General features: G+C 43.0%; 25 protein-coding genes. 5 read left to right on the top strand and 20 right to left on the bottom strand.

Annotation, left to right across the window (positions count from 1 at the left end; translation table 11 throughout):
* Positions 1–35: 35 nt before the first annotated feature.
* Together fabF and BM095_RS09055 are read right to left on the bottom strand one after the other, a co-directional pair.
* Entirely contained in the window at positions 36–1,280 is a 1,245-nt protein-coding gene (gene fabF / locus BM095_RS09060; protein WP_091660537.1) for a beta-ketoacyl-ACP synthase II, read from the bottom strand.
* Positions 1,281–1,337: 57 nt separating this feature from the next.
* Entirely contained in the window at positions 1,338–2,273 is a 936-nt protein-coding gene (locus BM095_RS09055; protein ID WP_091660535.1) for a beta-ketoacyl-ACP synthase III, read from the bottom strand.
* Positions 2,274–2,488: 215 nt separating this feature from the next.
* On the opposite strand from BM095_RS09055, the gene mnmH reads away from it, so the two are divergent.
* Positions 2,489–3,562 (top strand): tRNA 2-selenouridine(34) synthase MnmH, encoded by a 1,074-nt coding sequence (gene mnmH / locus BM095_RS09050; protein WP_091660533.1) that lies wholly within the window; start codon positions 2,489–2,491, stop codon positions 3,560–3,562.
* A 59-nt stretch (positions 3,563–3,621) separates the two neighbouring features.
* On the opposite strand, the gene argF is transcribed toward mnmH, so the two are convergent.
* The 11 genes from argF to ctaG all read right to left on the bottom strand — a co-directional run bounded on the left by argF (position 3,622) and on the right by ctaG (position 16,219).
* Positions 3,622–4,593, bottom strand: a complete 972-nt coding sequence (gene argF, locus BM095_RS09045; RefSeq protein ID WP_091660530.1) for an ornithine carbamoyltransferase — start codon at positions 4,591–4,593, stop codon at positions 3,622–3,624.
* On the bottom strand, positions 4,580–7,768 hold the full coding sequence (locus BM095_RS09040) for a carbamoyl phosphate synthase large subunit (RefSeq protein ID WP_091660528.1): 3,189 nt from the start codon (positions 7,766–7,768) through the stop codon (positions 4,580–4,582). Before BM095_RS09040 ends, argF begins: the two co-directional genes overlap by 14 nt.
* Complete coding sequence (locus BM095_RS09035; RefSeq protein ID WP_091660525.1) at positions 7,761–8,834, bottom strand: carbamoyl phosphate synthase small subunit; 1,074 nt, start codon at positions 8,832–8,834, stop codon at positions 7,761–7,763. The genes BM095_RS09040 and BM095_RS09035 overlap by 8 nt, the downstream gene beginning before the upstream one ends.
* Before the next feature lie 28 nt (positions 8,835–8,862).
* Complete coding sequence (locus tag BM095_RS09030; RefSeq protein ID WP_091660523.1) at positions 8,863–10,032, bottom strand: acetylornithine transaminase; 1,170 nt, start codon at positions 10,030–10,032, stop codon at positions 8,863–8,865.
* A 33-nt stretch (positions 10,033–10,065) separates the two neighbouring features.
* Entirely contained in the window at positions 10,066–10,845 is a 780-nt protein-coding gene (argB, locus tag BM095_RS09025; protein ID WP_091660520.1) for an acetylglutamate kinase, read from the bottom strand.
* A 24-nt stretch (positions 10,846–10,869) separates the two neighbouring features.
* Positions 10,870–12,102, bottom strand: coding sequence for a bifunctional glutamate N-acetyltransferase/amino-acid acetyltransferase ArgJ (gene argJ / locus BM095_RS09020; RefSeq protein WP_091660517.1), 1,233 nt, complete (start codon positions 12,100–12,102; stop codon positions 10,870–10,872).
* A 16-nt stretch (positions 12,103–12,118) separates the two neighbouring features.
* Positions 12,119–13,150 (bottom strand): N-acetyl-gamma-glutamyl-phosphate reductase, encoded by a 1,032-nt coding sequence (argC, locus tag BM095_RS09015; protein ID WP_091660985.1) that lies wholly within the window; start codon positions 13,148–13,150, stop codon positions 12,119–12,121.
* 891 nt (positions 13,151–14,041) lie between these two features.
* Complete coding sequence (locus BM095_RS09005; RefSeq protein ID WP_091660512.1) at positions 14,042–14,353, bottom strand: peroxiredoxin family protein; 312 nt, start codon at positions 14,351–14,353, stop codon at positions 14,042–14,044.
* Between the two features lie 9 nt (positions 14,354–14,362).
* Positions 14,363–14,542 carry a hypothetical protein gene (locus BM095_RS09000; RefSeq protein WP_091660510.1) on the bottom strand — a complete coding sequence of 60 codons (180 nt, stop codon included), beginning with the start codon at positions 14,540–14,542 and terminating at the stop codon, positions 14,363–14,365.
* Positions 14,543–14,638: 96 nt separating this feature from the next.
* Positions 14,639–15,262, bottom strand: a complete 624-nt coding sequence (locus BM095_RS08995) for an SCO family protein (RefSeq protein WP_245757857.1) — start codon at positions 15,260–15,262, stop codon at positions 14,639–14,641.
* A 24-nt stretch (positions 15,263–15,286) separates the two neighbouring features.
* Positions 15,287–16,219 (bottom strand): cytochrome c oxidase assembly factor CtaG, encoded by a 933-nt coding sequence (ctaG, locus tag BM095_RS08990; RefSeq protein ID WP_091660507.1) that lies wholly within the window; start codon positions 16,217–16,219, stop codon positions 15,287–15,289.
* Positions 16,220–16,420: 201 nt separating this feature from the next.
* On the opposite strand from ctaG, the gene BM095_RS08985 reads away from it, so the two are divergent.
* Both BM095_RS08985 and BM095_RS08980 read left to right on the top strand, forming a co-directional pair.
* Entirely contained in the window at positions 16,421–17,236 is an 816-nt protein-coding gene (locus tag BM095_RS08985) for a Cof-type HAD-IIB family hydrolase (protein WP_091660504.1), read from the top strand.
* A 62-nt stretch (positions 17,237–17,298) separates the two neighbouring features.
* Complete coding sequence (locus BM095_RS08980; protein ID WP_091660501.1) at positions 17,299–17,751, top strand: GNAT family N-acetyltransferase; 453 nt, start codon at positions 17,299–17,301, stop codon at positions 17,749–17,751.
* Positions 17,752–17,800: 49 nt separating this feature from the next.
* Here BM095_RS08980 and BM095_RS08975 read toward each other — a convergent pair whose 3' ends face one another.
* Positions 17,801–18,364: a helix-turn-helix domain-containing protein gene (locus BM095_RS08975; RefSeq protein WP_091660498.1), complete on the bottom strand. Its 564-nt coding sequence runs from the start codon at positions 18,362–18,364 to the stop codon at positions 17,801–17,803.
* Positions 18,365–18,459: 95 nt separating this feature from the next.
* On the opposite strand from BM095_RS08975, the gene BM095_RS08970 reads away from it, so the two are divergent.
* Together BM095_RS08970 and BM095_RS08965 are read left to right on the top strand one after the other, a co-directional pair.
* On the top strand, positions 18,460–19,182 hold the full coding sequence (locus BM095_RS08970) for an AzlC family ABC transporter permease (RefSeq protein ID WP_091660496.1): 723 nt from the start codon (positions 18,460–18,462) through the stop codon (positions 19,180–19,182).
* Entirely contained in the window at positions 19,182–19,487 is a 306-nt protein-coding gene (locus BM095_RS08965; RefSeq protein WP_091660494.1) for an AzlD domain-containing protein, read from the top strand. Before BM095_RS08970 ends, BM095_RS08965 begins: the two co-directional genes overlap by 1 nt.
* Positions 19,488–19,578: 91 nt before the next feature.
* Here the strand turns inward: BM095_RS08965 and BM095_RS08960 are convergent, their stop codons facing one another.
* The 6 genes from BM095_RS08960 to BM095_RS08935 form a co-directional block, all read right to left on the bottom strand.
* Complete coding sequence (locus BM095_RS08960) at positions 19,579–20,400, bottom strand: YitT family protein (RefSeq protein ID WP_091660980.1); 822 nt, start codon at positions 20,398–20,400, stop codon at positions 19,579–19,581.
* A gap of 48 nt (positions 20,401–20,448) precedes the next feature.
* Entirely contained in the window at positions 20,449–21,210 is a 762-nt protein-coding gene (locus BM095_RS08955; RefSeq protein WP_177194757.1) for a serine aminopeptidase domain-containing protein, read from the bottom strand.
* A gap of 295 nt (positions 21,211–21,505) precedes the next feature.
* Positions 21,506–21,814, bottom strand: coding sequence for a hypothetical protein (locus BM095_RS08950; RefSeq protein ID WP_091660488.1), 309 nt, complete (start codon positions 21,812–21,814; stop codon positions 21,506–21,508).
* Between the two features lie 102 nt (positions 21,815–21,916).
* Entirely contained in the window at positions 21,917–22,804 is an 888-nt protein-coding gene (locus BM095_RS08945; RefSeq protein WP_091660486.1) for a hypothetical protein, read from the bottom strand.
* 93 nt (positions 22,805–22,897) lie between these two features.
* Positions 22,898–23,041: a lmo0937 family membrane protein gene (locus BM095_RS16375; RefSeq protein WP_143083206.1), complete on the bottom strand. Its 144-nt coding sequence runs from the start codon at positions 23,039–23,041 to the stop codon at positions 22,898–22,900.
* 233 nt (positions 23,042–23,274) lie between these two features.
* Positions 23,275–23,643, bottom strand: coding sequence for a rhodanese-like domain-containing protein (locus BM095_RS08935; protein WP_091660481.1), 369 nt, complete (start codon positions 23,641–23,643; stop codon positions 23,275–23,277).
* Between the last annotated feature and the right edge of the window lie 14 nt (positions 23,644–23,657).

Below are 23,657 nucleotides of genomic sequence, written 5' to 3'. Positions count from 1 at the left end.
TGACCACTGGCTGCATACCAGGATCAGCTTTTTTCTTATGCTTCAAACTTTTTAAATGCTAGCGTCGCGTTGTGTCCTCCAAACCCTAAAGAGTTACTGAGAGCCGCCTGAATGTCGGCCTTCCTCTGCTCATTTGGCACGTAATCCAAATCACACTTCGGATCGGGCTCTTTATAGTTAATGGTTGGCGGCACAATGCCTTCTGCTATTGCTTTTGTCGTGAAAATTGCTTCAATGGCGCCGGCTGCTCCAAGTAAATGACCAGTCATGGACTTGGTAGAACTCACCATTAAGTTGTCGGCATGAGTGCCGAACACGTTCTTAATAGCAGTCGTTTCAAACTCATCGTTATAAGGGGTGCTCGTCCCGTGTGCATTAATGTATTGAAAATCTTCCGGACGAAGATCGGCATCCTCTATTGCGATAGACATAGCGCGTGCTCCACCTTCTCCCTCAGGGGCAGGCGCAGTTAGATGGTACGCGTCGCCTGTCGCACCATAACCTACAATTTCCGCATAAATATGCGCTCCTCGTTTTTCAGCAGACTCCAATGATTCAAGGATAAGAATTCCGGCCCCTTCTCCCATCACGAAGCCATCACGGTTTTTATCGAATGGTCGAGAAGCCGTAGCTGGATCATCATTTGTTGAGATAGCTTTTGCGGAGCTAAAACCGGCTACTGAAATATTTGTGATCGGAGCCTCAGTGCCTCCTGTGATCATTGCATCTGCGTCCCCACGCTCAATGACTTTAAACGCATCTCCGATGGAATTAGCTCCAGAAGCACATGCTGTCACACTACAAGAATTAATGCCCTTCGCCCCTGTCATAATAGACACTTGGCCGGATGCCATATCCGGAATCATCATAGGAACAAAGAATGGGCTTACCCTGCGATAGCCTTTGTCCAAAAACTTTCTAAATTGTTCTTCGTACGTCTCCATACCGCCTATACCAGAACCAATCCATACACCCACTCGGTTTGCATTGTCGTCTGTAATCTCAAAATCTGCGTCATCAAGTGCCATTAAAGAGGCTGCAACAGCGAATTGAGTGAATCGATCCATCTTCCGTGCGTTTTTCCGTTCGATAAAGGAAGTAGCATCAAAATCTTTCACTTCCGCAGCGACTTTCATTGGAAATTCATCTTTATTTACACGTGTTAACTCACCAACACCTGATACACCTGCCACGACATTTTCCCATGTCGACTCTGTATCAAGGCCTAATGGGTTGACAGTCCCCAAGCCTGTGATAACCACTCGATTTTTCTTAGCCATGTCTCTTTCTCTCCTTTGTCTGAATATCCTATCTTACCATAACAGTCATCCGAATGATCAGCGACCCCAGCGCATAGCAACAGAACCCCAGACGAGGCCAGAGCCAAAACCAACCATTACAAGGAGGTCTCCGTCTTTTATTTTACCATTATTCCTCTCTTCCACCACAGCGATAGGGATAGAGGAAGAAGAAGTATTACCATATTTATGAACTGTAGCAGCCATTTTCTCTTTTGGCAATTCTAATCGCTGTCTCGCTGCTTCCATAATGCGAATATTGGCTTGGTGAGGTACTAGAAAATCAACATCCTCTTTCGAATACCCTGCTTTCTCTACGACATTTATGGATGACTCTCCCATTTGGCGTACCGCAAATTTAAAAACTTCCCGTCCGTTCATTTGTAAATAAGGATCCTGCATGATGTGCTTCGCACCCGAACCGTCCGCACCAAGTTCAAATGCGAGAAATCCTTTTCCTTCTGATACGGGTCCGACTACAGCTGCTCCCGCTCCATCTCCAAATAATACGGCTGTGTTTCGATCACTCATATCCGTGACTTTAGAAAGCTTTTCTACTCCGATAACGAGTACTTTCTCATAAGTTCCCGTTTTTACGAATTGGTCTGCGGTAGACAGCCCGTAAATGAATCCAGCACATGCAGCGCTAATATCCATGGCAGCTGCTTTTTTAGCACCTAGTCTTTCTTGTAAAAGAGCAGATACCGAAGGAAAAGGATAATCCGGAGTAACTGTTGCCACGAGAATCATATCTAATTCTTCGGCACTTACTCCCGCATCATCCAATGCTTTTTCAGCAGCATAAAAAGCCATATCTGAAGTATCTACATCATCGTCTGCAAACACTCTTCGTTCTATTCCGGTTCTCGTCCGAATCCATTCATCACTTGTATCTAACGTCTTTTCAAACTCTGCATTCGTAATTTCTCTACCCTCAGTAAACGTCCCCATTCCCCAAATTCCTGCGTTACGCATAAAAGGTTCCTCCTATAGACAATCTCTCACTGTTTTTATTTATAGTTATCATTTCATATTATGACCAGGTATTATTTTATATGAAGTATACACAGATGTCTAGCTGTTGTAATCCTCTGGAACTCTGATAACCTTTACTCCATTACATAAGAAGCATATAATAAAATAAGATGTATTCCGCGGCTTTGCCGTTCAATTCAACTGAGGTGTATACCATGTTACAAGATATAACATTAACAGAATTGCTGGAACGACGAGATCGACCAACACACGCACTAGTCGATGTCCGGTCTCCGATCGAATTCGAAGAAGGTACCATCCCAGGGAGTATCAATATTCCTATTTTCACAAACGAAGAGCGTGCGGAAGTAGGAACCATTTATAAACAAGAAGGTCCAGAAGCCGCGAAAGATCATGGTCTCGTTCTGTTCTCGAAGAAGCTTCCTGACTTTATTAATACTTGTAAACAATTAAATACCCCGATCACTGTCTTCTGCTGGCGCGGAGGCATGCGCAGCAAAACAGCTGCCACTGTCCTTGACCTGATGGGAGTGCCGGTGACTCGCCTGCAAGGAGGTATTAAATCCTACCGCCGCTGGGTTGTTCACACACTAGATACGCTGGACTTTTCCCCAGAAATGGTAGTTCTTAATGGATATACAGGCACGGGAAAAACGAAGATATTAAAACAGCTGGCTGCCGACGGCGTCCCTGTCATTGATTTCGAAGGGCTGGCTCACCACCGCGGTTCTATTTTCGGCCATATCGGAAAGAATCCAGTGAATCAGAAAACCTTTGAATCTACTCTTCTTCATGAATTGCTTCGCTTTCAATCGGAGCCGTTTGTTGTAGTAGAAGGGGAAAGTAAACGGATTGGTAAGTCAGTGCTTCCATCCTTTATTTTTGATAAAAAAGACAAAGGACGACAAATATTTATCCAACTCCCTATCGAAGAGAGAGTGAGTAATATCGTAGAGGATTATCAGCCGGACAAGTACTTTGATGAATTCATTGAAGCTTTTGAGCGCATTCAAAAGCGTATTCATACTCCCGTCGCAAAAGAAATCCGACTTCACTTAAAAAGTGGCCGTTATAGAGAAGCTGTTCGTCTTTTACTGGAATTTTATTATGATCCTCGCTATAACCATTCGACAGAGCATTTTCCTGAACACCAAAAGCTAACAATCAAGGCAACGAACACGACCGATGCGTACAAGCAAATTACCAGCCTTTTATCCGACCGACTCCCTATAAGGGAAGTGGTAACAAATAACCAGACAGGATCCTAATGTCCTGCCTGGCTTTTATAAAATGTATTTCCTTCTGTAGTCTCTTTCTGCGTGGAACCTTATCCTCCAATGACAGCTGCAAGCATTGCTTTTTGAGCGTGCAGCCTATTTTCTGCTTGATCATACACAAACGAATGCGCTCCATCAATGATTTCTGATGTCACTTCTTCTCCGCGATGAGCAGGGAGGCAATGCAAAAAGATAAAATCCTCTTTCGCATGAGAACATAGCTCTTCTGAAACTTGAAAACCTTCGAATGCTTTTTCTCTATCACCTTGTTCTTCTTCATATCCCATACTAGCCCACACATCGGTATAAATCACATCTGCCTCTTTCACCGCTTCCTTCGGAGAATGAGTGAGCTCTACTTTTGTCCCTTTTTCTTCCGCCACCGCTTCAATTTCTTTCCAGACGTTTTCATCAGGCTCGTACCCTTTTGGAACTGCCAATGCTGCGTCCATTCCCAATTTGGCACAAATAATCATTAATGAATGTGCCACATTGTTTCCATCCCCTACAAAGGTAACTTTTAAGCCCTCGAGGCTTCCTTTCTGTTCTTTCACTGTTAAAATATCTGCGAGCGCCTGACAAGGATGGTATAAGTCCGTTAAAGCGTTAATGACAGGGACCTCTGCATAGGACGCCAGTTCTTCTACCATTTCATGAGAGTTTGTCCGTATCATAATAGCATCTAGAAACCGCGACAAAACATGCCCTGTATCTTTTATTGGTTCACCGCGCCCAATTTGCATATCTCTCGGACTTAAAAAGAGAGCATGACCGCCAAGCTGTGTCATCCCAACTTCAAAAGACACTCTCGTCCGTGTAGACGCATTCTCAAAGATCATGCCAAGTGATTTCCCTTGTAACATGTCTGGTTGGTAAGGTGCTTTCTTTAGTTGTTCCGCAAATTCCAACAGTTGTGTTAGTTCGTCTCCCGTATAATCAAGGAGAGTCAGGATGTCCCTGCCTTGAAAACCGGCAGGGATATCAATTCTCGTATTTTCACTCACTCCGTTACACTCCTTCATAAACTTCCGTGAACTGTTCCAGCCATTCATCAATAGCTTGAGGCTCTTTCATCGTTCCTGTCATGGCCTCGGCCATCAATGTAAATGTCTGCGGGTTGGTCACAATGGTTTTACGCTGTTTCAGCGCTTGCTGTCTCCGCGCTTTTCCTGTAGAATGACCCGTTTTCGGGAAGCTGAGATATGCTGCCGATTCTTCATTCGTTATCCATTGATCAAAGGACATCACTTGATCGGCAAAGTCTGTATCGCTGTCTGTCACTAACGTACACCCTAGTTCTTTTAAATGTTTCAGAGCAGGAAGACTTGCTGCTACCTGTGATTCATCAATGTCACAGAACACAAGACCTTTTTTCTTAAATAACAATGGAATTTGACTTTCAGACCAAGCAAACGCTTTTTGGAAGGCTTCTTTTTTGTCTTTAGCCATGGCAATCAATTCACCCGTCGATTTCATGTCCGCTTCAAGAAGAGGGTCGATGCCTGCAAGCTTTTCATTAGAGAAAACAGGAGCCTTCACCGTATAATAAGGTGTCTCTTCCAATATACCTGTTTTGCCTCCGCTCCACTTTTTCACAGAGGTCCCAAGCAGCATTTGCACAGCGCCTTCTACCATTTTTACTCCTGTTACTTTAGAAAAGATAGGAACAGTTCTTGATGCCCGTGGATTAATTTCGATAACATACAGACGCCCATTTTCATAGACAAATTGGATGTTAAATATGCCTTTAAAATCCATGCCTTTCGCAATGTTTTGAGCATATTGAACAGCCAGCTCTTTCGTTGTTTCATCGAGGGAAAATGGCGGAGTTACTGCCATGGAGTCACCTGAGTGGACACCCGCTGGTTCTACGTGTTCGAACATACCTGGTATGAAAATATCATGTCCGTCTGTAAGAACGTCTACTTCTAGTTCCTTCCCTGGTAAAAACGCATCGATGAGAATAGGATATTCTACATTCTCGTTTACCGACGATAAGTAACTTTCGAGTTCCTCTTTATTTGTCAAAATCGCCATTCCCTGACCGCCGATAACATAAGAAGGACGCAAAAGGATTGGATATCCAACTGTCTCTGCTTTTTGAAGAACGTCTTCTCGATCATAACCGGTCACGCCGGGAATATGAGGAACGTCTACTCGCTGCATAAATTCATAAAATCGTCCTCGGTCCTCCAGTTGGTCAATCGTGTCGGAAGAGGTACCCAGTACTTTCAGGCCGGCCGCTTCCAGCTCTTCCGTCAGTGAAATGCCGGTCTGACCGCCAAGTTGTACAATGACCGACTCCACCTTTTCTACGTGAGCCACGTGAAGCACATCTTCAATGGTCAACGGTTCAAAATAGAGATGATCCGCCATCTCGAAATCGGTACTCACTGTTTCTGGGTTGTTATTAATAATAACCGCTTCATATCCAGCTTCTTGTACTTCCATAGCTCCATGAACCGAACAGTAATCAAACTCAATACCTTGACCTATTCGAATCGGCCCTGAACCGACAATAAGAATTTTAGGTTTACTTGTAGCATCCTTCTCATCACTGTTTTTATACCAGCTGGAATAATAGTAAGGAGTTTCCGCGGTAAATTCTCCGGCACACGTGTCCACCATATGATAGGATGGCAGGATTCCCCACTCTTTTCTCTGATTATAAATATATAATGGATCTATTTTCCACTCGTCAGCCAGCCACTTATCCGTAAAACCGGCTTTCTTCCAAGAAAGTAACTTGCTCTCTGATACGTCGCTCCACGTATAAGTTTTAATGTCCTCTTCCATGTGAATCAATTTCTGGAATACATGTAAAAAGAATAAGTCAATCTCTGTTTTATCGTGAATCGTCTGTACGCTTTCTCCATGTCGTAACAGATCCATAATAATAAAGAAGCGCTGGTCGTTTTGCTCATCAAGCTTATGATAGAGCTCGCTCACTGTGTTTTTTGCCAGGATTGGCAACGATAAACCGTACGTTTTAATTTCGAGAGACCGTACAGCTTTTTGAAGAGCCGCTTCCAAATTACGTTCAATGGCCATGACTTCCCCGGTCGCTTTCATTTGTGTGCCAAGCGTCCGATCGGCATACGTAAATTTATCAAATGGAAAACGCGGAAACTTTACAACAACGTAGTCAAGAGCCGGTTCAAAACTTGCATACGTATGACCGGTTACTGGGTTTAACAGCTCATGCAGATGATAGCCCGCGCTAAGCTTAGCGGCCATTCGTGCAATGGGATAACCGGTTGCTTTGGAGGCGAGAGCCGAGGAACGGCTGACACGAGGGTTTACCTCAATAATGTAGTATTGCTTGCTCTTTGGATCCAAAGCAAATTGAATATTACATCCACCTACAATACCAAGGGCTCGAATGACTTTTAAGGAAGAAGAGCGAAGCATTTGGTATTCCATATCAGTCAATGTTTGAGCAGGTGCCACTACGATGGAATCACCTGTATGGACGCCGACCGGGTCAATATTCTCCATGCTGCAGATCGTGATACACGTGTCATTGCTGTCCCGCATGACCTCAAATTCAATTTCCTTAAATCCTGCAATACTTTTTTCGACAAGACATTGATGGATGGGGCTTGCTTCTAAGCCGCCTTGTATAATATAACGGAGTTCCTCTTCATTATGAGCAATTCCCCCGCCTCCTCCACCGAGCGTGTAAGCGGGACGGATAATGATCGGATACCCTGTTGCATTTGCAAAATCTACGGCTTCTTCTTCTTTCTCCACTATATCACTTTCAGGGACGGGCTCCCCTAGTTCATTCATGAGAGAACGAAACAGCTCCCGGTCTTCCCCTTTTTTTATCGACTCTACCGGCGTTCCAAGAAGAGTCACATTGTATTTGTTTAAAATGCCTTCTTCATCTAAGGCAAATGCGAGATTCAGTCCTGTCTGCCCACCTAACGTAGCGAGAAGACCATCCGGTTGTTCCTTTTGTATCACTTTCTCCACCGATGCCACCGTTAGTGGTTCAAAATATACCTTATCAGCACATGCTTCATCCGTCATCACGGTAGCGGGGTTGTTATTCATTAAAATAACCTCCATCCCTTCTTCCCGCAATGCAAGACATGCCTGTGTACCAGCGTAGTCAAATTCCGCAGCCTGACCGATAACAATGGGCCCAGACCCGATGACAAGCACCTTTTTTATCTTCGTCTCTTTAGGCATAGGTTCTCTCTCTCCCTTTTTTCTTTAGATGTACATAAAACTGATCATATATTTCTTTGCTGTCCGCTGAGCTGGCATCAGGGTGAAACTGGGTCGTGATGATATCATGCTTTAAATGAGAGAGCCCTTCCACGGAACCATCATTCACATTTTTATATTGAACAATAAACTCTCCTTTTGGAAGGCTGTTTTCGTCTACTTTATAACTGTGATTTTGTGCGGTCATAAAGACTTTGTTTGTCTTTACATTCAAGACAGGTTGATTTGCGCCACGATGACCAAAATGAAGTTTCTCTGTTTTCGCTCCAAATGCTAATGCAAGAATCTGATGACCCATGCACAAGCCGAGCGTTGGATACGTTTCAGCGAGCTCTCTGTATTCTGGAAGTTGTGCTTTCACTTGAGCTGGGTTACCAGGACCGTCCGAGAAGAAAATTCCGTCCGGTTTTAGTTCGCTTATTTTCTCTGAACCATAGTTGTACGGCACAACCGTTACCCGGCACCCATATTGAAGTAAATGTGAAACGGTTGACGGCTTGTATCCAAAATCGATCATCACCACATGGAATCCGTCTTTTCCAAAAGAGAGAGGTTCCTTTGTACTTACCTCACGAATCACTTTTCTTTCTTCCATCGGTTGATACGTTTGAAAGCTGGCTTTTTCGTGGGAGGTGCTGAGAACAGCACCCATTTCTCCTTTTTCACGGACTGTTTTTACAAGCGCTCGTGTGTCCACATCGGACAAAAAAGGGATGCCAGCCTTTCGGAACACGTCTGGAAGTGACTCTTCTGCCTCATAATGAAACACTTGGTCTTGTGTCTCACTAATGACAATACCCGCCGGCTGAATGGAGTTCTTATCGATGTCGTTCAGATTCCATCCATAGTTACCAATGAGGGGATATGTAAATACAACAATTTGTCCATAGTAAGAAGGGTCTGTTAACACATCCTGATATCCCGTCATGTCCGTACAAAACACAATTTCTCCATAGATATCCTCCGTGCTCTCTGCAAGCTGCCCTTCAAATATCTCTCCGCTCTCCAGCTTAATATATCCCTTCATTTCAATACCTCCTCTTGTTGACTCTTTTTCACTTCTCTAGTACAGCCTTTACAGCTTCGATGCCTTTCATGAGAGTATCCCATTCAATCGTAAGCGGCGGCAACAAACGAATGACATTCGGACCGGCTCCGATGACGAGAACGCCCTTCTTCTGGACTTCTTTGATGTAATCGGCAGCTGGTTCGGTCAGTTCAATCCCAATCATAAGTCCCTTTCCACGTACTTCTTTTACATTAGGAAGCGGACCAATAAGCTGCTCTATTGCTGAAAAACATTTTTCACCTTTAGAAGCTGCCTCTTCGATCCAATTCTCTTCTATTAATGTAGTTAACGTCGCTTCCGCTGCAGCCATTGCCAACGGATTGCCTCCAAAAGTAGAACCATGGCTTCCAGGACCGAAAGCGTCTTTTAATTTCTCTTTTCCAATTACAGCTCCTGTCGGAAATCCATTCCCCAATGCTTTCGCTGTAGTAATAATATCAGGAGTTAAGTTGTAATGCTGGTGAGCAAAGAAAGCTCCGGTACGACCTAATCCCGTTTGTATCTCATCAACCATGAAAAGTGCGCCTTTTTCTTTGGCCAAACGCTCTGCCGTTGTAAGAAATGACTCCTCCCCTGGAATGACGCCGCCTTCCCCTTGCACGACTTCTACGAGGACAGCAGCTGTAGTATCATCAATAGCTTTCTCCAGCTCATTCACGTTGTTGTAAGGTATATATTCAAATCCTTCAAGCTTTGGCCCAAATCCCTGATGGATGCTATCTTGGCCAGTAGCAGCCATACTGCCATAGGTACGACCGTGAAAAGACTGGACAAAGCTGATGATCTTTTGTCGTCCGGTATGCTTTCTTGCGAGTTTAATCGCTGCTTCATTTGCTTCTGTACCACTATTTACAAACAATACTAGATCGCCGCATGAATGTTTTGTCAGCAGATCTGCAGTGTTGGCCTGCCCTTCATATTGAAAAAAATTGGAGCCATGCCAGCCTTTGTGCAGCTGGTCTTCAACAGCTCTCGTAACGGCGGGATGACAATGACCAAGGCTTGTTACTCCTATTCCTGACATGAGGTCAATATATTGTGTCCCGTCCTGGCCGGTAATAAAAGAGCCAGCTGCCTCTTTAAAAGCAATATCCCATCGTTTATATACTGGAAAAAGTTGTTCTCCTAACTGTGCTGGATCTGTATATGAGCTCATCCACGGTTCCTCCCATGCTGCATCGTTTTATACTTACGTAATAGTTTCTTTTTGCTTCATAATCGCAGTTCCCTTTAAAGAGCCATTCGCATACGTGTTTTTCCCGTTCCCATTCGCAATCGTTACCTTTTCAATATTCCCTGTTAAACTAGCTGCTGCGGCTTTTACTTTAGGAATCATGCCGCCATAAATCGTTTTGTTCTTAATTAACGTGTCAATTTCATCTACGTCTAACTTCTCGGTGATCTTTCCATTAATGAGAACCCCGTCTACGTCTGTCACAAATACGAGTTCTTCTGCTTCTAATGCCCGGGCTACTGCTGCAGCCGCTTCATCTGCGTTGACATTTAATTTTTCCCCATCGCCTGCAGAAGCAATCGGCGCGATGACCGGTATCACATCATTCTTAATAAAAAATTCAATAATTGTTTCATTCACTTCTTCCACTTTCCCAACAAGACCCAATGTTTCAAGGTCTACAGGAGATGCTTTAAGAAGCTCTCCGTCTACACCTGACATACCGACAGCTTGTGTTCCAGCTTTTTGGAAAGCAGCTACGAGGTTTTTATTCACTTTTCCGCTCAATACCATTTCTGCAGCCTCTAATACCTCATCGGTAGTCTTCCGAAGACCGTTCACAAACTCAGATTCAATGTCTAGCTGCTTGAGCATGTCATTGATTGCCGGTCCGCCTCCGTGGACAACCACAGGATGTTTCCCGCACTCCTTCATTGCCGCAATGCTTTCAAAAAAAGCGGAGGGCAGAGCATCAACCGTAGAGCCTCCGCATTTTATAACTACAATCTGGTCCATGATCCACCATCTCTCCTTCTTCGGTTACGAACGATAACCTGCATTGATACGAACATAATCATACGTTAAGTCACATCCCCAAGCTTTCCCAGTGCCAGTACCCATGTTTAAATTTACATCAATCACAATGGTATCCTGTTCTAAATAGGCTTTTGCTTCCGTTTCAGAAAAATCTACCGGCGTACTGTCTTTTAATGTTACGACCGGTCCAACTGCGATATCGATCGTGTCCGGATCTAAGCTAATTTCACTGTATCCTAGTGCACATATAATCCTTCCCCAGTTCGCATCTGTACCGAAGACTGCCGTTTTAACGAGGTCAGAACCGACAATTTGCTTTGCCGCTTTTCCAGCTTCCTCGTCTGTTGCTGCTCCTTTTACGTTCACTTCAATCAGCTTTGTTGCTCCCTCGCCGTCCCGGGCAATTTTTTTGGAAAGATCTTCGCATGCCATCTCCAGCGCTTTCACAAATTTATTCCATTCCGGATGAGAAGGAGTAAGAGAGTCATTTTCTGCAAGACCGCTTGCCATCACGACAGCCATATCATTCGTAGATGTATCTCCATCGATAGTAATTCGATTAAACGTTTTGTTCGTCACTTGAGATAAAGCTGTTTGTAAATGTTCCGGCTCAATGGCAGCATCGGTTGTCACAAAACTAAGCATCGTGGCCATGTTTGGGTTAATCATCCCTGACCCTTTTGCTGTCCCGCCGAACGTTACTTTTTTATTATCAATCGTTGTTTCATAGCAAGTGTGCTTTTTTACGATGTCAGTCGTGAGAATTGCTTCATTAAACTGATCCGCATCTTCAAAGTCAGACTGAGGTTGCAGACTTTGTATACCTGGAACAATCTTTTCCATATTTAATTTCTCACCAATTATTCCAGTCGAAGCAACGGCGACATGATGATCGGGCACTTCAAACGTTTCTGCCGCTGTATTTCTCATTTCGTAGGCATCTGCCAAGCCTTGCTTCCCTGTACATGAATTGGCATTGCCGCTATTCACTACAATCGCCCGGAGTTTTCCTTCAGTCTCTATGCTCTCTTTACTAACTTGGAGAGGTGCAGCTTGAATTTTATTCAATGTATAAACCGCAGCCGCTGATGCAGGAACATCACAATAAATGACACCTAGATCTCTGCGTTTCTTTTTAACTTTAGAGTAGACTCCCGCTGCTTTAAAACCAATTGGTGTAATAATGCTGCCGTCGTTTACCTCTGTAATATCTGTAGCTGTTTCCATCTTGCTCATAATTCGCCTCTCCTCCTTATGGATAAATTGGAATGGTGTTTAATCCTGTTCCCTCTTCAAAGCCAAACATTAGATTCATATTTTGGACAGCCTGCCCGGACGCTCCTTTCACGAGGTTGTCAATGACTGAAACGACCGTTATCCTTCCCGTTCTTTCATCGATAGAAAAACTCATATCGCAATAGTTCGTACCATACACTTCTTTCGTGAATGGAAATGTCCCATTTTCTCGTACCCGCACAAATGGCTGATCCGCATACACAGATTCGTACAGAGCAGTAATTTTTTCTGTTGACCAACCTTCTGTTAACGGCGCATACATCGTAGCCATAATTCCCCTGGTCATTGGGACAAGATGAGGAGTAAATGTGACGGTTACTTCTTTGTTAGCCCAGTCACTTAGCTGCTGCTCGATCTCTGGTGTATGCTTGTGTTCATTCACCTTGTAAACTTTGAAATTATCATTCATTTCACTGAAGTGAGTCATGGCGGAAGGGGAACGTCCTGCCCCTGTCGTACCTGACTTCGCATCTATAATTAAGTATTCCGGTTGTATCGCACCTTCTTGGATCAGAGGGGCCAGCCCTAATAGAATAGCTGTTGGGTAACAACCAGGATTCGAAAGCAGCGATGTATTCTTAATGCTTTCTTTTTTCCATTCGGACAGTCCGTAAACGGCTTGCTGTAGCAAGTGATTCGGAGCACTCTTCCTGCCGTACCATGCTTCGTAAATATCGCTTCTTTTCAATCGAAGATCTCCAGACAAATCGATGACTTTCGTTTCTGGCACCAATTCAGCGCTCAGTTCAGCTGACACTCCTGGTGGTGTAGATAAAAACACAACGTCATATTCTTTTAAAGTTGCTGCATCTATGGTTTCTAACGTTTCATCAATAATCTCTGTCACATGAGGATAGCTTTGAGCCATCGTTTTCCCTTCTTGAGAGGATGAGAATACAGCAATATGCTCTATTTCCTGATGATTATGCAATAGTCGTATTAACTCTATTCCCCCATAGCCTGTTGCTCCGACAATAGCTGCTTTCATAAACTTGCACCCCGTTCTATCTTTATACATTTTCTGTTGAGTATTATTATAAGTGTGAATATATATTAATGCAACTGTATTTTTATATTTTTTCTGCTGAAATCTTTTCTTTTGATTCACTTGCTGTTTACCCTCTAATTCCAAAAGGTGAAACCGCAAATTTTATACATGTATGTATGAATAATGCATTTCTATCTTATTTGTATTTATATGCATGATTGACGAAACACCATGTTGTGCGAGGGGCTGCTTATTGCATTCTTTATCTCTTCAATCCTTCTCCAATGATTAACTGACACCAGCATCCATTCGTAAAATTCCATGAGCGAGCCTGTGCAATTTTAGGGATTTCGCATCTTTGCCTGACTTTCCGGGAAATGCGCGTTGATTTTGGGTACCTTTCGTCTCCTTGCCTTACCTCATGACATCTCCACTTCTCTTCTTGGGCAGCTTTCCGCCTCCTGCCTGACCTCCTAGAAAATTCACCGCAGTTTTGGGTACTATTTATCTCTTTGCCTTACCTTATGACACCACCACTTCTCTTTTTGGGCAGCTTTCCGCCTCTTACCTGACCTCCTAGAAAATCCACCGCGGTTTTGAGTACCTTTCGTCTCCTTGCCTTACCTTATGACACCACCACTTCTCTTTTTGGGCAGCTTTCCACCTCTTGCCTGACCTCCTAGAAAATCCACCGCAGTTTTGGGTACTATTCATCTCCTTGCCTGACTTTCCACAAAAACCAGCATAATTTTTGGTCAACTTTCGCCCTCCTCTTCCTCACGGTGAACGTTCCAAGGGGGGTACGACCTCCCTCCGATTTCCACTTTTCAGTAAAACCGATTAAAAAAAACCCTTTTAATGATCTGGATTAGTCATTAAAAGGGCAGCAAGTTATTCTAAAGCATTATTTATTTTTTCTGCTGTATCGTTAATGTTCTCTCCCCAATAATCGTCTTCTTCCGAAGTAATCAATTCACCATTTTCATCGAATACAGAATAACCACGAACAGATGTCTCTTGTCCTTTCATATCTGCTTTCTCTATAACGTCCATGGAGGGATCAGATAAAAATTCAAAAGTAAAACCCATCTCTTCCTTCAATTCCACATGGTGTTCAGGAGAGTCACTGCTTAAGGCATACACGTTTGCATCCATCTCTTCAAACAACTCATAGTTCTCCTGCAGCTGCACGAGCTGCGCAATACAATGACTTCAGCCAACCCCGGTAAAGTGTAAAAATACGGTTGGTTTGCCACTTTCCGTAACCGTTACTTCTTCCCAATTTTCATTAACTAAAGTCATTTCCTCTTCATCGCCGCCTCCACAGGCCGTGAGCAACAAGCTCGTTACTGCAGCAACGATAAAGAAAAGGAATCTTTTTGATTTCGGCAAAGTCCTTCCCTCCTTTACATAAGGGTTCCCATGAAGTTTACCACTTTCACAGTTTATCAATATTAGATGGAAATCACTAGTCTTATATCCTAATATCTATTCCATTAGCTGCTTTAAATCATTTACAATCGGCTCAGGGTCATTTTCCAAACCATCATAACTTCGTATGACTTGTCCTTCAGGATTAATTAAGAAGAACGTAGTAGCGTGAATGATGTCTTCATTTTCTGGATCCTTTTCTACCACGCTCTTAAAAGACTCTTTTCCTATTTCTTTTATTTCCTCTTGCGTATAACCCGTCAAGAAATCCCAGGAACTATAATCCGCCCCGTAATCATCCCCATATTTCTTCAACTGTTCCGGTCCGTCGAATTCTGGATCTACTGTAAACGAAACAAGTCTGACGTCTAAACCTTCCTCTTGTAATTTTCCTTGTAAATTCAGCATGTTCGGAGTCATCAAGTTGCAAACCGTCGGGCACCGGGTGAAAATCATATTAGCCATCCAATAGTCCCCTTCTAAGTCCTTATCCGTTACTGTATCTCCATGTTGGTTTACCGCTTCAAATGGAATAATCTCCATCTCTGCGGCTGATAAATCATTCCCATTTTTCGCTTCTGGTTCACTGCCGATTTCATACAACCATGAACAACCGCTTAACAACACAAGTCCTATCGTTATACTTATCAGCACTTGTACAAGCCGTTTCAAGATGATCACTCTCTTCCTCTTATCCTTGTACTTTTACCGGTTTTTTAAATGGTTTGCATGAGCCGGAATATCACTAATGGTCGTCTCCCCGTCTTGTAATGACTCTTTGGAGAGCCACTGTTTAAACACATAACCAATAGTACTCATGTATACAATCTCTTGTGCAATTTTCATCAGTACTCCTGCCAGCTGCTGATCTGGGTGAACATCCAAAAAGCGGAAACTGCTTCCCGCGGAGTCCACGAGGCCTGGCGGCAGTGTGTCACCGGGCGGCAGACAATAAGCCATTACGTTAGACCACACCGCTGGGTTGGTATATGTTTCATACATGGCACTTCCAGCAAATATAATTAAAGCACAAGCCGGCGTGATGAGAATACCGTTCCCAAATATATAAATAATCCGGCGTAAATCAGATAAATTATGATTAGATGGCAGCGGTGCAAGCATGTGCCACCACATTAACCCTGCCGCTCCCAGTAACACAATGTAATAAACACTGTGCAAAGGCTTATTAAGCATTAACGCGTCAAAAACAGCAGGTATATGATACACAGAAAACAAACCATTAAATAATAGCAGGCCAAGAACCGGATTCATTATTACAGTATGAGACCAATTTGCTTTCTTTTTCCATTTATAAATGAATGTATGAAGAACCCATTTTGGGATCGATAACAAAAATAAAGGCACCGCCGCAAAATAGGCAAACACCATTTGTATCATATGAATGGTCATGGATGAATGACCGGCAATATATAATGGACTTCCCCACCCAAGATATAAAGCAAACAGCCCTAACACAAAGTAAACTTTTTGTCGCAATGGAACGTCCTCTGCCCCAATAAACCGATCGCGGCGCTTTACTGTTATCCAATAATACACGAACGCTACTCCGGCTAAAACGGCGATTAATTCAGGCGTCCACAGAGCCCGAAATGAAAAAGTAGAGAAAAATTCTTGCATCGTACGCACTCCTTCGTTGATACCGTACCGGCTAGAAACTTTTATTTATCATGACACTAGTTTAAAATAGAAGCGAGCATCTTCTTTTAAATATAGCATATTTTAAAAAAAGAAGAGATAGTCTCAGACGTCATTTCTAACAATCTGTTGAACGGTACGTTGCTTTTTTTATTATGGACAGAAAGACGAGGTTAAAGACGTATGCGCAGACATTTAATTGCACTTGATTTGGATGGGACCCTGTTAAAGAATGATAAGACGATTTCTACACGTACGTATCAAGCTCTTAGAAAGGCAGCGGCAGCCGGCCATATTCTCGCCATTGCGACGGGAAGGCCTTATCGTGCGAGTAAGATGTACTATCAGCAACTCGGAATGAAAACACCAATTGTAAATTCAAATGGTGCATACGTACATCATCCAGGTGATTTCTCGTATAAAGCCCATCACTCTCCATTAGACTTGGAGACGGCCAAAACCGTTATCGATACGTGTGAAGCATTTGATGTATATAACATCCTGGCAGAAGTAGTAGATGACGTTTTCCTTAATAACTACGATGAACAGTTTCTTGACATGTTAGCAATCAGTACAGAACCGGCAGCGTTCGGCAATTTAAAAAGAATCTTACCGACCGATCCTACTTCTATGCTCGTCTACCCGAAAGCAGAAAATGCCGAAGAACTACAAAATATTATATCAGGCAAGAAAAGCCAAGGCGTCAATCAACGATCATGGGGCGCTCCGTATCATATGATCGAGGTGATACGAGCTGGGAATAATAAGGCGATGGGGTTACGTAAAGTAACAGAGTATTGCAATGTGACGATGGATGACGTGATTGCATTTGGAGATGAAGTAAACGACTTAGAAATGCTGAGCGAAGCAGGACTCGGAGTTGCGATGGGGAATGCTTCCGCCGAAGCGAAGTCTGCCGCCAATCATGTTACGTTAAGCAATGAAGAAAATGGAATAGCTATTTTCTTAGAGGAATATTTGAATATAGAACGTGCGTAACTTATGATAAAATAAAAAAAGTGGCGTTCGGGAATAGATGTTAAAGAGAGAGGAGGCCTGACATGCATATTTATGAAGTAGAAAAAGACAGCAGTCAAGACATGCGAGAACGAATTGCTGATTTAATGATGGGTCAAATGGAATCTATAGGAAAAGAGAATGCATACGATTTGCTATTACATTCGATTGACTTAGCGTTGACAGATGATTCAATGGCTCATATATTCGTGGCAGAAGACAACGACAGCATACTCGGAGTCGCATTTCTAAACGTTAGCATCAGCCTGCAAAAAGGCGGCTACTACATCTGGCTTAACGATCTATATGTACATAAAGAGTACCGTAATCAGGGGATTGCTAAAAAACTGTTACTAAAAATTATTTACTGGGCAGAAAACAACGGTATAAAAGGCATTGAGCTGGAAACAGGGGTCAGCAATGCTGCCACGAAGGCTTTATACAACTCTCTTGGCTTTTATGATGTCGTATCAAAACGATATGGCTTTCAGTTTTAATCGCTACCATACAAATCAGTGTCTTTAATGGCACTGATTTTCTTATTCTTCAGGAGGAGGAATAATAAATGATCATCGTACATCTGGCCATATGATTAGATTTATTTCTGTAAGTATGGTCATGATTCGCTTTAAATCGAAGAGCGTCTCCTGTTTTTAATACATACGACCTACCCTTTATATGAACCTCGAGCTCCCCTTCTGTGAGGAAGAGATACTCCTCTACTCCTTCAGGATGAGCTTGGGAAAAATATTCATCTTGAGCATCCAATTCAATATAATACACTTCAAACGGTGTTTCTGTATTTTTAGGGATGACCGGCTTAACATGAAACGTTCCTTGTTCTCCCTGTAACACTTCTAGTCTGTCATAGTCAATATACTGCACATCCGGCCGCTCTGATTCGATGAACGTACTAAATGCAACGTGAAGGCCGTTTGCTATTTTCCATAGTGTCCCTACTGTCGGATTCGATATTCCTCTCTCAATTTGTCCAAGCATCGGTTTGCTCACTCCGGTCCGCGCTGCTGTTTCCTCGAGGCTTAACCCTCTTCTTTTTCGTATGTAACGGAGCTTGTTTCCAATCTGTTTGTTTAAGTCCTCATATTCCATAGCAACCACCTTGAAAGATTATATGCTCTAACATACAATTGTTATATTATAGCATATACTATCGTTGGAAAAGATACAATGGGAGGACATTACATATGAAAGCAACGTTGACATGGTCCCATGATAATTCTTTTGCTATCGGCATACGAGACGGTATTCCTATAGCATTAGGCTATATTCCAGCCGCTATTACATTTGGTTTTCTTTCTCAGACAACTGGATTAACAGCGGTGGAATCCATATTAATGAGTCTCCTCGTGTTCACAGGGGCTGCTCAATTTATGGCTCTGAGTTTATTAGCAGCAGGAACGGGCTCTGTGGAAATCATTTTCACCACTTTCATCCTGAATATTAGGCATTTGCTCATGAGCGCCTCTCTTCATGAAAAAGCAGCTCCAGACCGCCTCATCAGAAAGGTGATTTATGCGTTTGGCATCACCGATGAAGTGTTTGCAGTGACAGCTACGAAAGAAGGACAAGTCCGTACCGGATATATTTTTGGAGTATCCGTTATTGCTTACATGAGCTGGGTCATTCATACCGGTGTCGGCTATGCAGTAGGCGGGTTTCTTCCTGATGTCTTACAGCAAAGTCTCACATTTGCTTTGTATGCCTTATTTATTGCACTGCTCGCCCCTTCTATGAAGAAACATAGAAAGGTATTGGTGCTTGCCGCATTCGCTGCTGTATTAAATAGCATGTTTTCCTTGTTTATGGCGGACGGATGGTCGATCATACTTGCTACAATACTATCAGCCTCATTGGTAGAGCTGGTCGAGCCTTCTTATCAAAAACAACGAAAGGGAGGGGAAACATAATGTCCATGAATATGCTCCTCCTTATTATTGGAATGGCGGCAGCTACTTACTCAACAAGAGTTCTTCCCTTTCTTTTTTTTAATGCAGAAAAAATCCCGCCGCGTTTAGAGGGGATATTAAAAAATGTCCCTTATGCCGCTCTCGGGGCATTAATATTTCCTGGAGCTTTATTTATTCATGATCATGTTTTATTTGGGATCATCGGCATTGTCTCCGCTTTTGTTATTTCTTTTCTTGGAGGTAGTCTCATTTTTGTCGTCCTAGGATCGATTCTTGTATTAACACTCATTAGCCCGCTATTTTAAGCGCGAATACAGAGTTCCCTACAAACAAAGAACAGCACCGAAGAAAGCAGCTAGCTCACATCCAAGCTAGCTGCTTTTCATTTCTCTGTCTTCAATCTGTTTTTCGGAACAATCCGTATATCCCTGCTGTGTTAACAATATTCGTAAATGCGTTTTCATCGATTTCATTGATCACTTGCTCGAGGGCATATAGCTCATAACGGGTAATAACGATCATTAACACTTCTTTTTCCGTAGCATCAAATCCACCTTTTGCCGGAATTCTTGTTATACCCCGAGTGATGTGTTTGTGAATGGCTTCTCTCAGTTCATCTGGTCGTTTCGTAACAATAAAAGCCGTCACTTTGACATGGCGGGTATGGATTGTATCGATGACTCTTGAACTAACGTAAAGAGTAACTAACGTATAAAGAGCACTTTCCCAATTGAATAACACACCTGCCGCTAAAACAATCGCACCGTTTAGCCCAAAAAAGTAAACACCAACCGGCCTATCGCTCATCCGCGCTAACACGAGAGCGATGATGTCCAGCCCGCCTGCTGACGCCCCCCATTTTAAAGCACTGGCTGCACCAACAGCGGTAATCACACCGCCAAACACACCGTTAAGCAGAATATCCTGTGACAATTCAACCACTGGAATCAATTCTAGAAAAAATGTAGTCAATGCCACATGCAGGAAACTGTAAAAAGTAAAAAGCTTTCCGACTTTCACCCAACCGAGAATGGCAATGGGTAAGTTGAGTAAGAATAAAAAGACACCAGTGGACAGCGGTAACAAGGCTGCTAAAATTTGAGCAATACCTGTAGCACCGCTAGCAAATACATTAGCCGGGATTAAAAACAAATTTAACCCGACAGCCATGATAATAGCACCGAGAATAATGACGATGACTTTTTGGATTTCTTGCATTAATGTGGTATGTCTCGTTATCAAGGGCTGTCACTCCAATCCTCCACGTCAAATGTAGTCAGCTGTCCACTCGGCCATTAACAACATGCCGTCGCGGGACACCTTATGCCCGGCTGCAGGGTCCAAGTGATAGACGAGGCTGTCGTCATCTTTCCTTTTCTCTTTTATCTGCTCATAAAACTCATACGAGGACAAGTATGGTACCACTTCATCTCTTTTTCCATGCCAGAAAAAGAGAGGACGGTTGGCAATAGCGGACGTTTGCTGAGAAAGATCAAATGGAATAAGCTGACTCACTTGCTTTTCTGCTTCTTCTTCCGTTAGGGGAAGCGACCCTTGCTGCTCCATTAAGCGAATTTGCTGACGGGCGAAAGTTTCCCATGCCGGATTCCCCATGAGAACCGCTCCTCCCTTCACCCATGGATAAGCAGCAAGAACACCGCATGTAATAATCCCCCCCATAGACGTCCCAGCTACAAATACGCGATTCTCTTCTATTAACTTCCTTTTTTGCAGGCATTCCCAAACCTGTTTTGTCTCTCTTACGCTTTGAAGGACAATACTCCAGAATTGAAACACTCGTTCTTTTTCCGTCAATCCACTATCTCTTACTCCGTGATGAAGGGCCTCCGGAAGGATAACACGGATATTTTTTTTAGCCAGATGGTAAGCAATATGGAGGTTATGTTCTTTTCCGCTTGTGAAACCGTGCCAAAAAATAATTACAGGCAACGGTTGATGAATATACTCTTCTTTACATATATGTAGGACCGGTATCTGATCCAACGTCTCTTCTGTTATCGTTAACATATAAAACTTCCTTTTCCTAGGTTTAGGCAAAATGGTGTCGCAATATTCCTTTTCACAAAAAACCATCATACCTTCTTACAGTCTAAGCAAACATCTGGAAAAAACCAAGCTTCTTAAACATTTTATAAATAAACAGAAAGACATCCGCTAACTTATCGGCAACGGGCTCGAAAAACTGTCAAGTCGGGGCCGTGCGGGGTGGAGGCGACCTATCAAGGTGGTGCAGCGGAAGGACACCACCGCAAACTTACAAGAAAAGCTGTCCTCCCTATCGGCAGGGGAACAGCTTTTCCGGTTATTTATCATTCATTGTCGTTTCCAACGGTTGTTCATTTTCTTCCTGTGCCTTGTTAAAGTGGTGAACCGAGTACTGAGATCCTTCAGAGACCATTCTATTATCTTCAATATCTTCTGGGTCAGAATATCCTACTTTTTCATTTAGTTTTTCGTCCTCGGCCTCTTCCGTCTTCCCTTTCATCTTAGCCATATAACGCTGGTAGCTTTGTTTGACCCGGTCTCGTTTATCTTCGTCCTTCAGCAAGAATGCGGCAGTACCAACAGCCCCTGCTACGATAGATGGAACCAATACAGCTTTTTTATTCATTATCCTTCTCCCCCTCGTTTGGATTTTCTTACTTATAAGTAATTAAACCTTCTATTTATTTCTTTCCCTAAAAACGGGGGGATGTAAACCTGTTTCCAACACTTACCTTTCAAAGCCCTCCAACTGAGTATCCCAGAGACCAATTCTTTCTACTTCACGTGTATTTTCATTAGCGATAAACCATATGCTTCCATGATTCACATGATAAATATAGACTATTTTTCCATCTACGGATTCTTTCACATAGTCAGAGCCATGCGCACGGGTGACATCAAATAAGGAATCTCCCACCGTAATCCCTTTTGCCGTTTCATAAGACTCGTCAGAAATAATAATGTATGTAAGAAGTCCATCGATAATCTCGAGCTGAAGTTCTGGAACTTCTCCTGACCGTTCTTCTCCGTAACGGTCCGTATATGTATACTCTTTCATATCCCCGACAAAACCAATATAATCGGCTGGCTGTCCATAGCCCGTATTCCAGTGAATATTCACTTTTTCCTCCACTTCAGAAATGGTATCACCAACCTCTAGATCATCGACTGTCAGTAAGTCAGCGGTCTCTAGATGAAGGCGACCAGGGTCGTCATACCATTGTGCTTTCACGCCCAAATCCTGCAAGTGTGATACCCTTACCACTTCTCGGTTATTCACACTTTCTATGAAATCATTATCTTCTAAATAATCATAAGGGGAAAGCTCATCAGCAAAGGGAGCAGTTGGATCTATTTCGGCTTTTTCATTTAATGCCTGGATTGCTCCAGGAACTGTCACGTATAACACACCTTGATGGAATATTGGTTCTCCAGTATACGATTGCTCTTGGCCATCAATATACAATGAGTGGCCCGAATCCGCTTGCTCCTGTTGTTGTTCTTCCTCTCTTTCCAATTCCGTCTGGAAAGGAACAGTAGCCAAAGCGGCTGGCGTTCCCCACGTCGTACATAAAATAAGCCCACCCGCGACTATTGTTCTAACAATACGTTTCATATTTTTCCTCTCCCGCCATTTCCTATCTTTTTCTCTATTATACCTTAATATCCGACAGCGACCTACCCTTATTTTCGAGAGAAAAGCCTCTTGCTATCTCTTTCTATTTGCAAAGAATCGATAGATAAGAATAATAAGAGCAGCGATAAGCAATAGATTAATAAGCCCGCCCGCAATCTCGAATATTAATCCGATCAACCAAAGAACTACTAAAATAATGATGATTGTCCAAAGCATTTGTCCTTCCTCCCTTCCTTGCTTTTTACTTGTTCGTGTACCCTCTTCTCTAAATAATAAAACAATGGGAAAGCAGGCCGTATCAGACCAACTTAGAAATGTATTTAGAATGAACAAGTCATGAAAAAAAGACTGCCTAGAGGTTTCCCCACTAAGACAGTCTTCCCGAACCATATCTCACCATACTCCGTGACCATGTTATTCCCGCTGACACCATACATTTTCTGCGATTTCTATTTATATAACTCTTTCACATCGTCAATTTCGTTTTCCATTCCCGTTTCCACTTCTTCATCCCAAGCGAGCATACCACCGGCAAAATTTCTCACATTCTCAATTCCATGATCTTTAAAAAATAATGCCGTGTGGTGACTCCGATTCCCGCTTCGGCAAACGAGAATATAGCTTTTCTCTTTATCAAATTCTTCGATTACTTCGGGCATTTTCCGCATAGGAAGAAGAGGTACACCTGGAATATGTCCTTCTATATACTCTCCCGGTTCACGTACATCAATCAATATGGGCGATGGTTCTTCAGTGTCACGGATTTCCTGCATTTCATTTTTATCAATTTGCTCTATTCCTTCACGTTCGTAAGCCATTATGACACCCTTTC

The organism is Alteribacillus iranensis (assembly GCF_900113025.1).
In the GTDB taxonomy this organism is placed as follows: domain Bacteria; phylum Bacillota; class Bacilli; order Bacillales; family Marinococcaceae; genus Alteribacillus_A; species Alteribacillus_A iranensis.
This window is presented reverse-complemented; position numbering and strand designations above follow the sequence as displayed.

Excerpts from the sequence above, each read along its gene's own strand:
- fabF (WP_091660537.1), bottom strand. The coding sequence starts at position 1,280 with ATGGCTAAGAAAAATCGAGTGGTTATCACAGGCTTGGGGACTGTCAAC.
- BM095_RS09055 (WP_091660535.1), bottom strand. The coding sequence starts at position 2,273 with ATGCGTAACGCAGGAATTTGGGGAATGGGGACGTTTACTGAGGGTAGA.
- mnmH (WP_091660533.1), top strand. The coding sequence starts at position 2,489 with ATGTTACAAGATATAACATTAACAGAATTGCTGGAACGACGAGATCGA.
- argF (WP_091660530.1), bottom strand. The coding sequence starts at position 4,593 with ATGAAGGAGTGTAACGGAGTGAGTGAAAATACGAGAATTGATATCCCT.
- BM095_RS09040 (WP_091660528.1), bottom strand. The coding sequence starts at position 7,768 with ATGCCTAAAGAGACGAAGATAAAAAAGGTGCTTGTCATCGGGTCTGGG.
- BM095_RS09035 (WP_091660525.1), bottom strand. The coding sequence starts at position 8,834 with ATGAAGGGATATATTAAGCTGGAGAGCGGAGAGATATTTGAAGGGCAG.
- BM095_RS09030 (WP_091660523.1), bottom strand. The coding sequence starts at position 10,032 with ATGAGCTCATATACAGATCCAGCACAGTTAGGAGAACAACTTTTTCCA.
- argB (WP_091660520.1), bottom strand. The coding sequence starts at position 10,845 with ATGGACCAGATTGTAGTTATAAAATGCGGAGGCTCTACGGTTGATGCT.
- argJ (WP_091660517.1), bottom strand. The coding sequence starts at position 12,102 with ATGAGCAAGATGGAAACAGCTACAGATATTACAGAGGTAAACGACGGC.
- argC (WP_091660985.1), bottom strand. The coding sequence starts at position 13,150 with ATGAAAGCAGCTATTGTCGGAGCAACAGGCTATGGGGGAATAGAGTTA.
- ctaG (WP_091660507.1), bottom strand. The coding sequence starts at position 16,219 with ATGCAAGAATTTTTCTCTACTTTTTCATTTCGGGCTCTGTGGACGCCT.
- BM095_RS08985 (WP_091660504.1), top strand. The coding sequence starts at position 16,421 with ATGCGCAGACATTTAATTGCACTTGATTTGGATGGGACCCTGTTAAAG.
- BM095_RS08980 (WP_091660501.1), top strand. The coding sequence starts at position 17,299 with ATGCATATTTATGAAGTAGAAAAAGACAGCAGTCAAGACATGCGAGAA.
- BM095_RS08975 (WP_091660498.1), bottom strand. The coding sequence starts at position 18,364 with ATGGAATATGAGGACTTAAACAAACAGATTGGAAACAAGCTCCGTTAC.
- BM095_RS08970 (WP_091660496.1), top strand. The coding sequence starts at position 18,460 with ATGAAAGCAACGTTGACATGGTCCCATGATAATTCTTTTGCTATCGGC.
- BM095_RS08965 (WP_091660494.1), top strand. The coding sequence starts at position 19,182 with ATGTCCATGAATATGCTCCTCCTTATTATTGGAATGGCGGCAGCTACT.
- BM095_RS08960 (WP_091660980.1), bottom strand. The coding sequence starts at position 20,400 with ATGCAAGAAATCCAAAAAGTCATCGTCATTATTCTCGGTGCTATTATC.
- BM095_RS08955 (WP_177194757.1), bottom strand. The coding sequence starts at position 21,210 with ATGTTAACGATAACAGAAGAGACGTTGGATCAGATACCGGTCCTACAT.
- BM095_RS08950 (WP_091660488.1), bottom strand. The coding sequence starts at position 21,814 with ATGAATAAAAAAGCTGTATTGGTTCCATCTATCGTAGCAGGGGCTGTT.
- BM095_RS08945 (WP_091660486.1), bottom strand. The coding sequence starts at position 22,804 with ATGAAACGTATTGTTAGAACAATAGTCGCGGGTGGGCTTATTTTATGT.
- BM095_RS16375 (WP_143083206.1), bottom strand. The coding sequence starts at position 23,041 with ATGCTTTGGACAATCATCATTATTTTAGTAGTTCTTTGGTTGATCGGA.
- BM095_RS08935 (WP_091660481.1), bottom strand. The coding sequence starts at position 23,643 with ATGGCTTACGAACGTGAAGGAATAGAGCAAATTGATAAAAATGAAATG.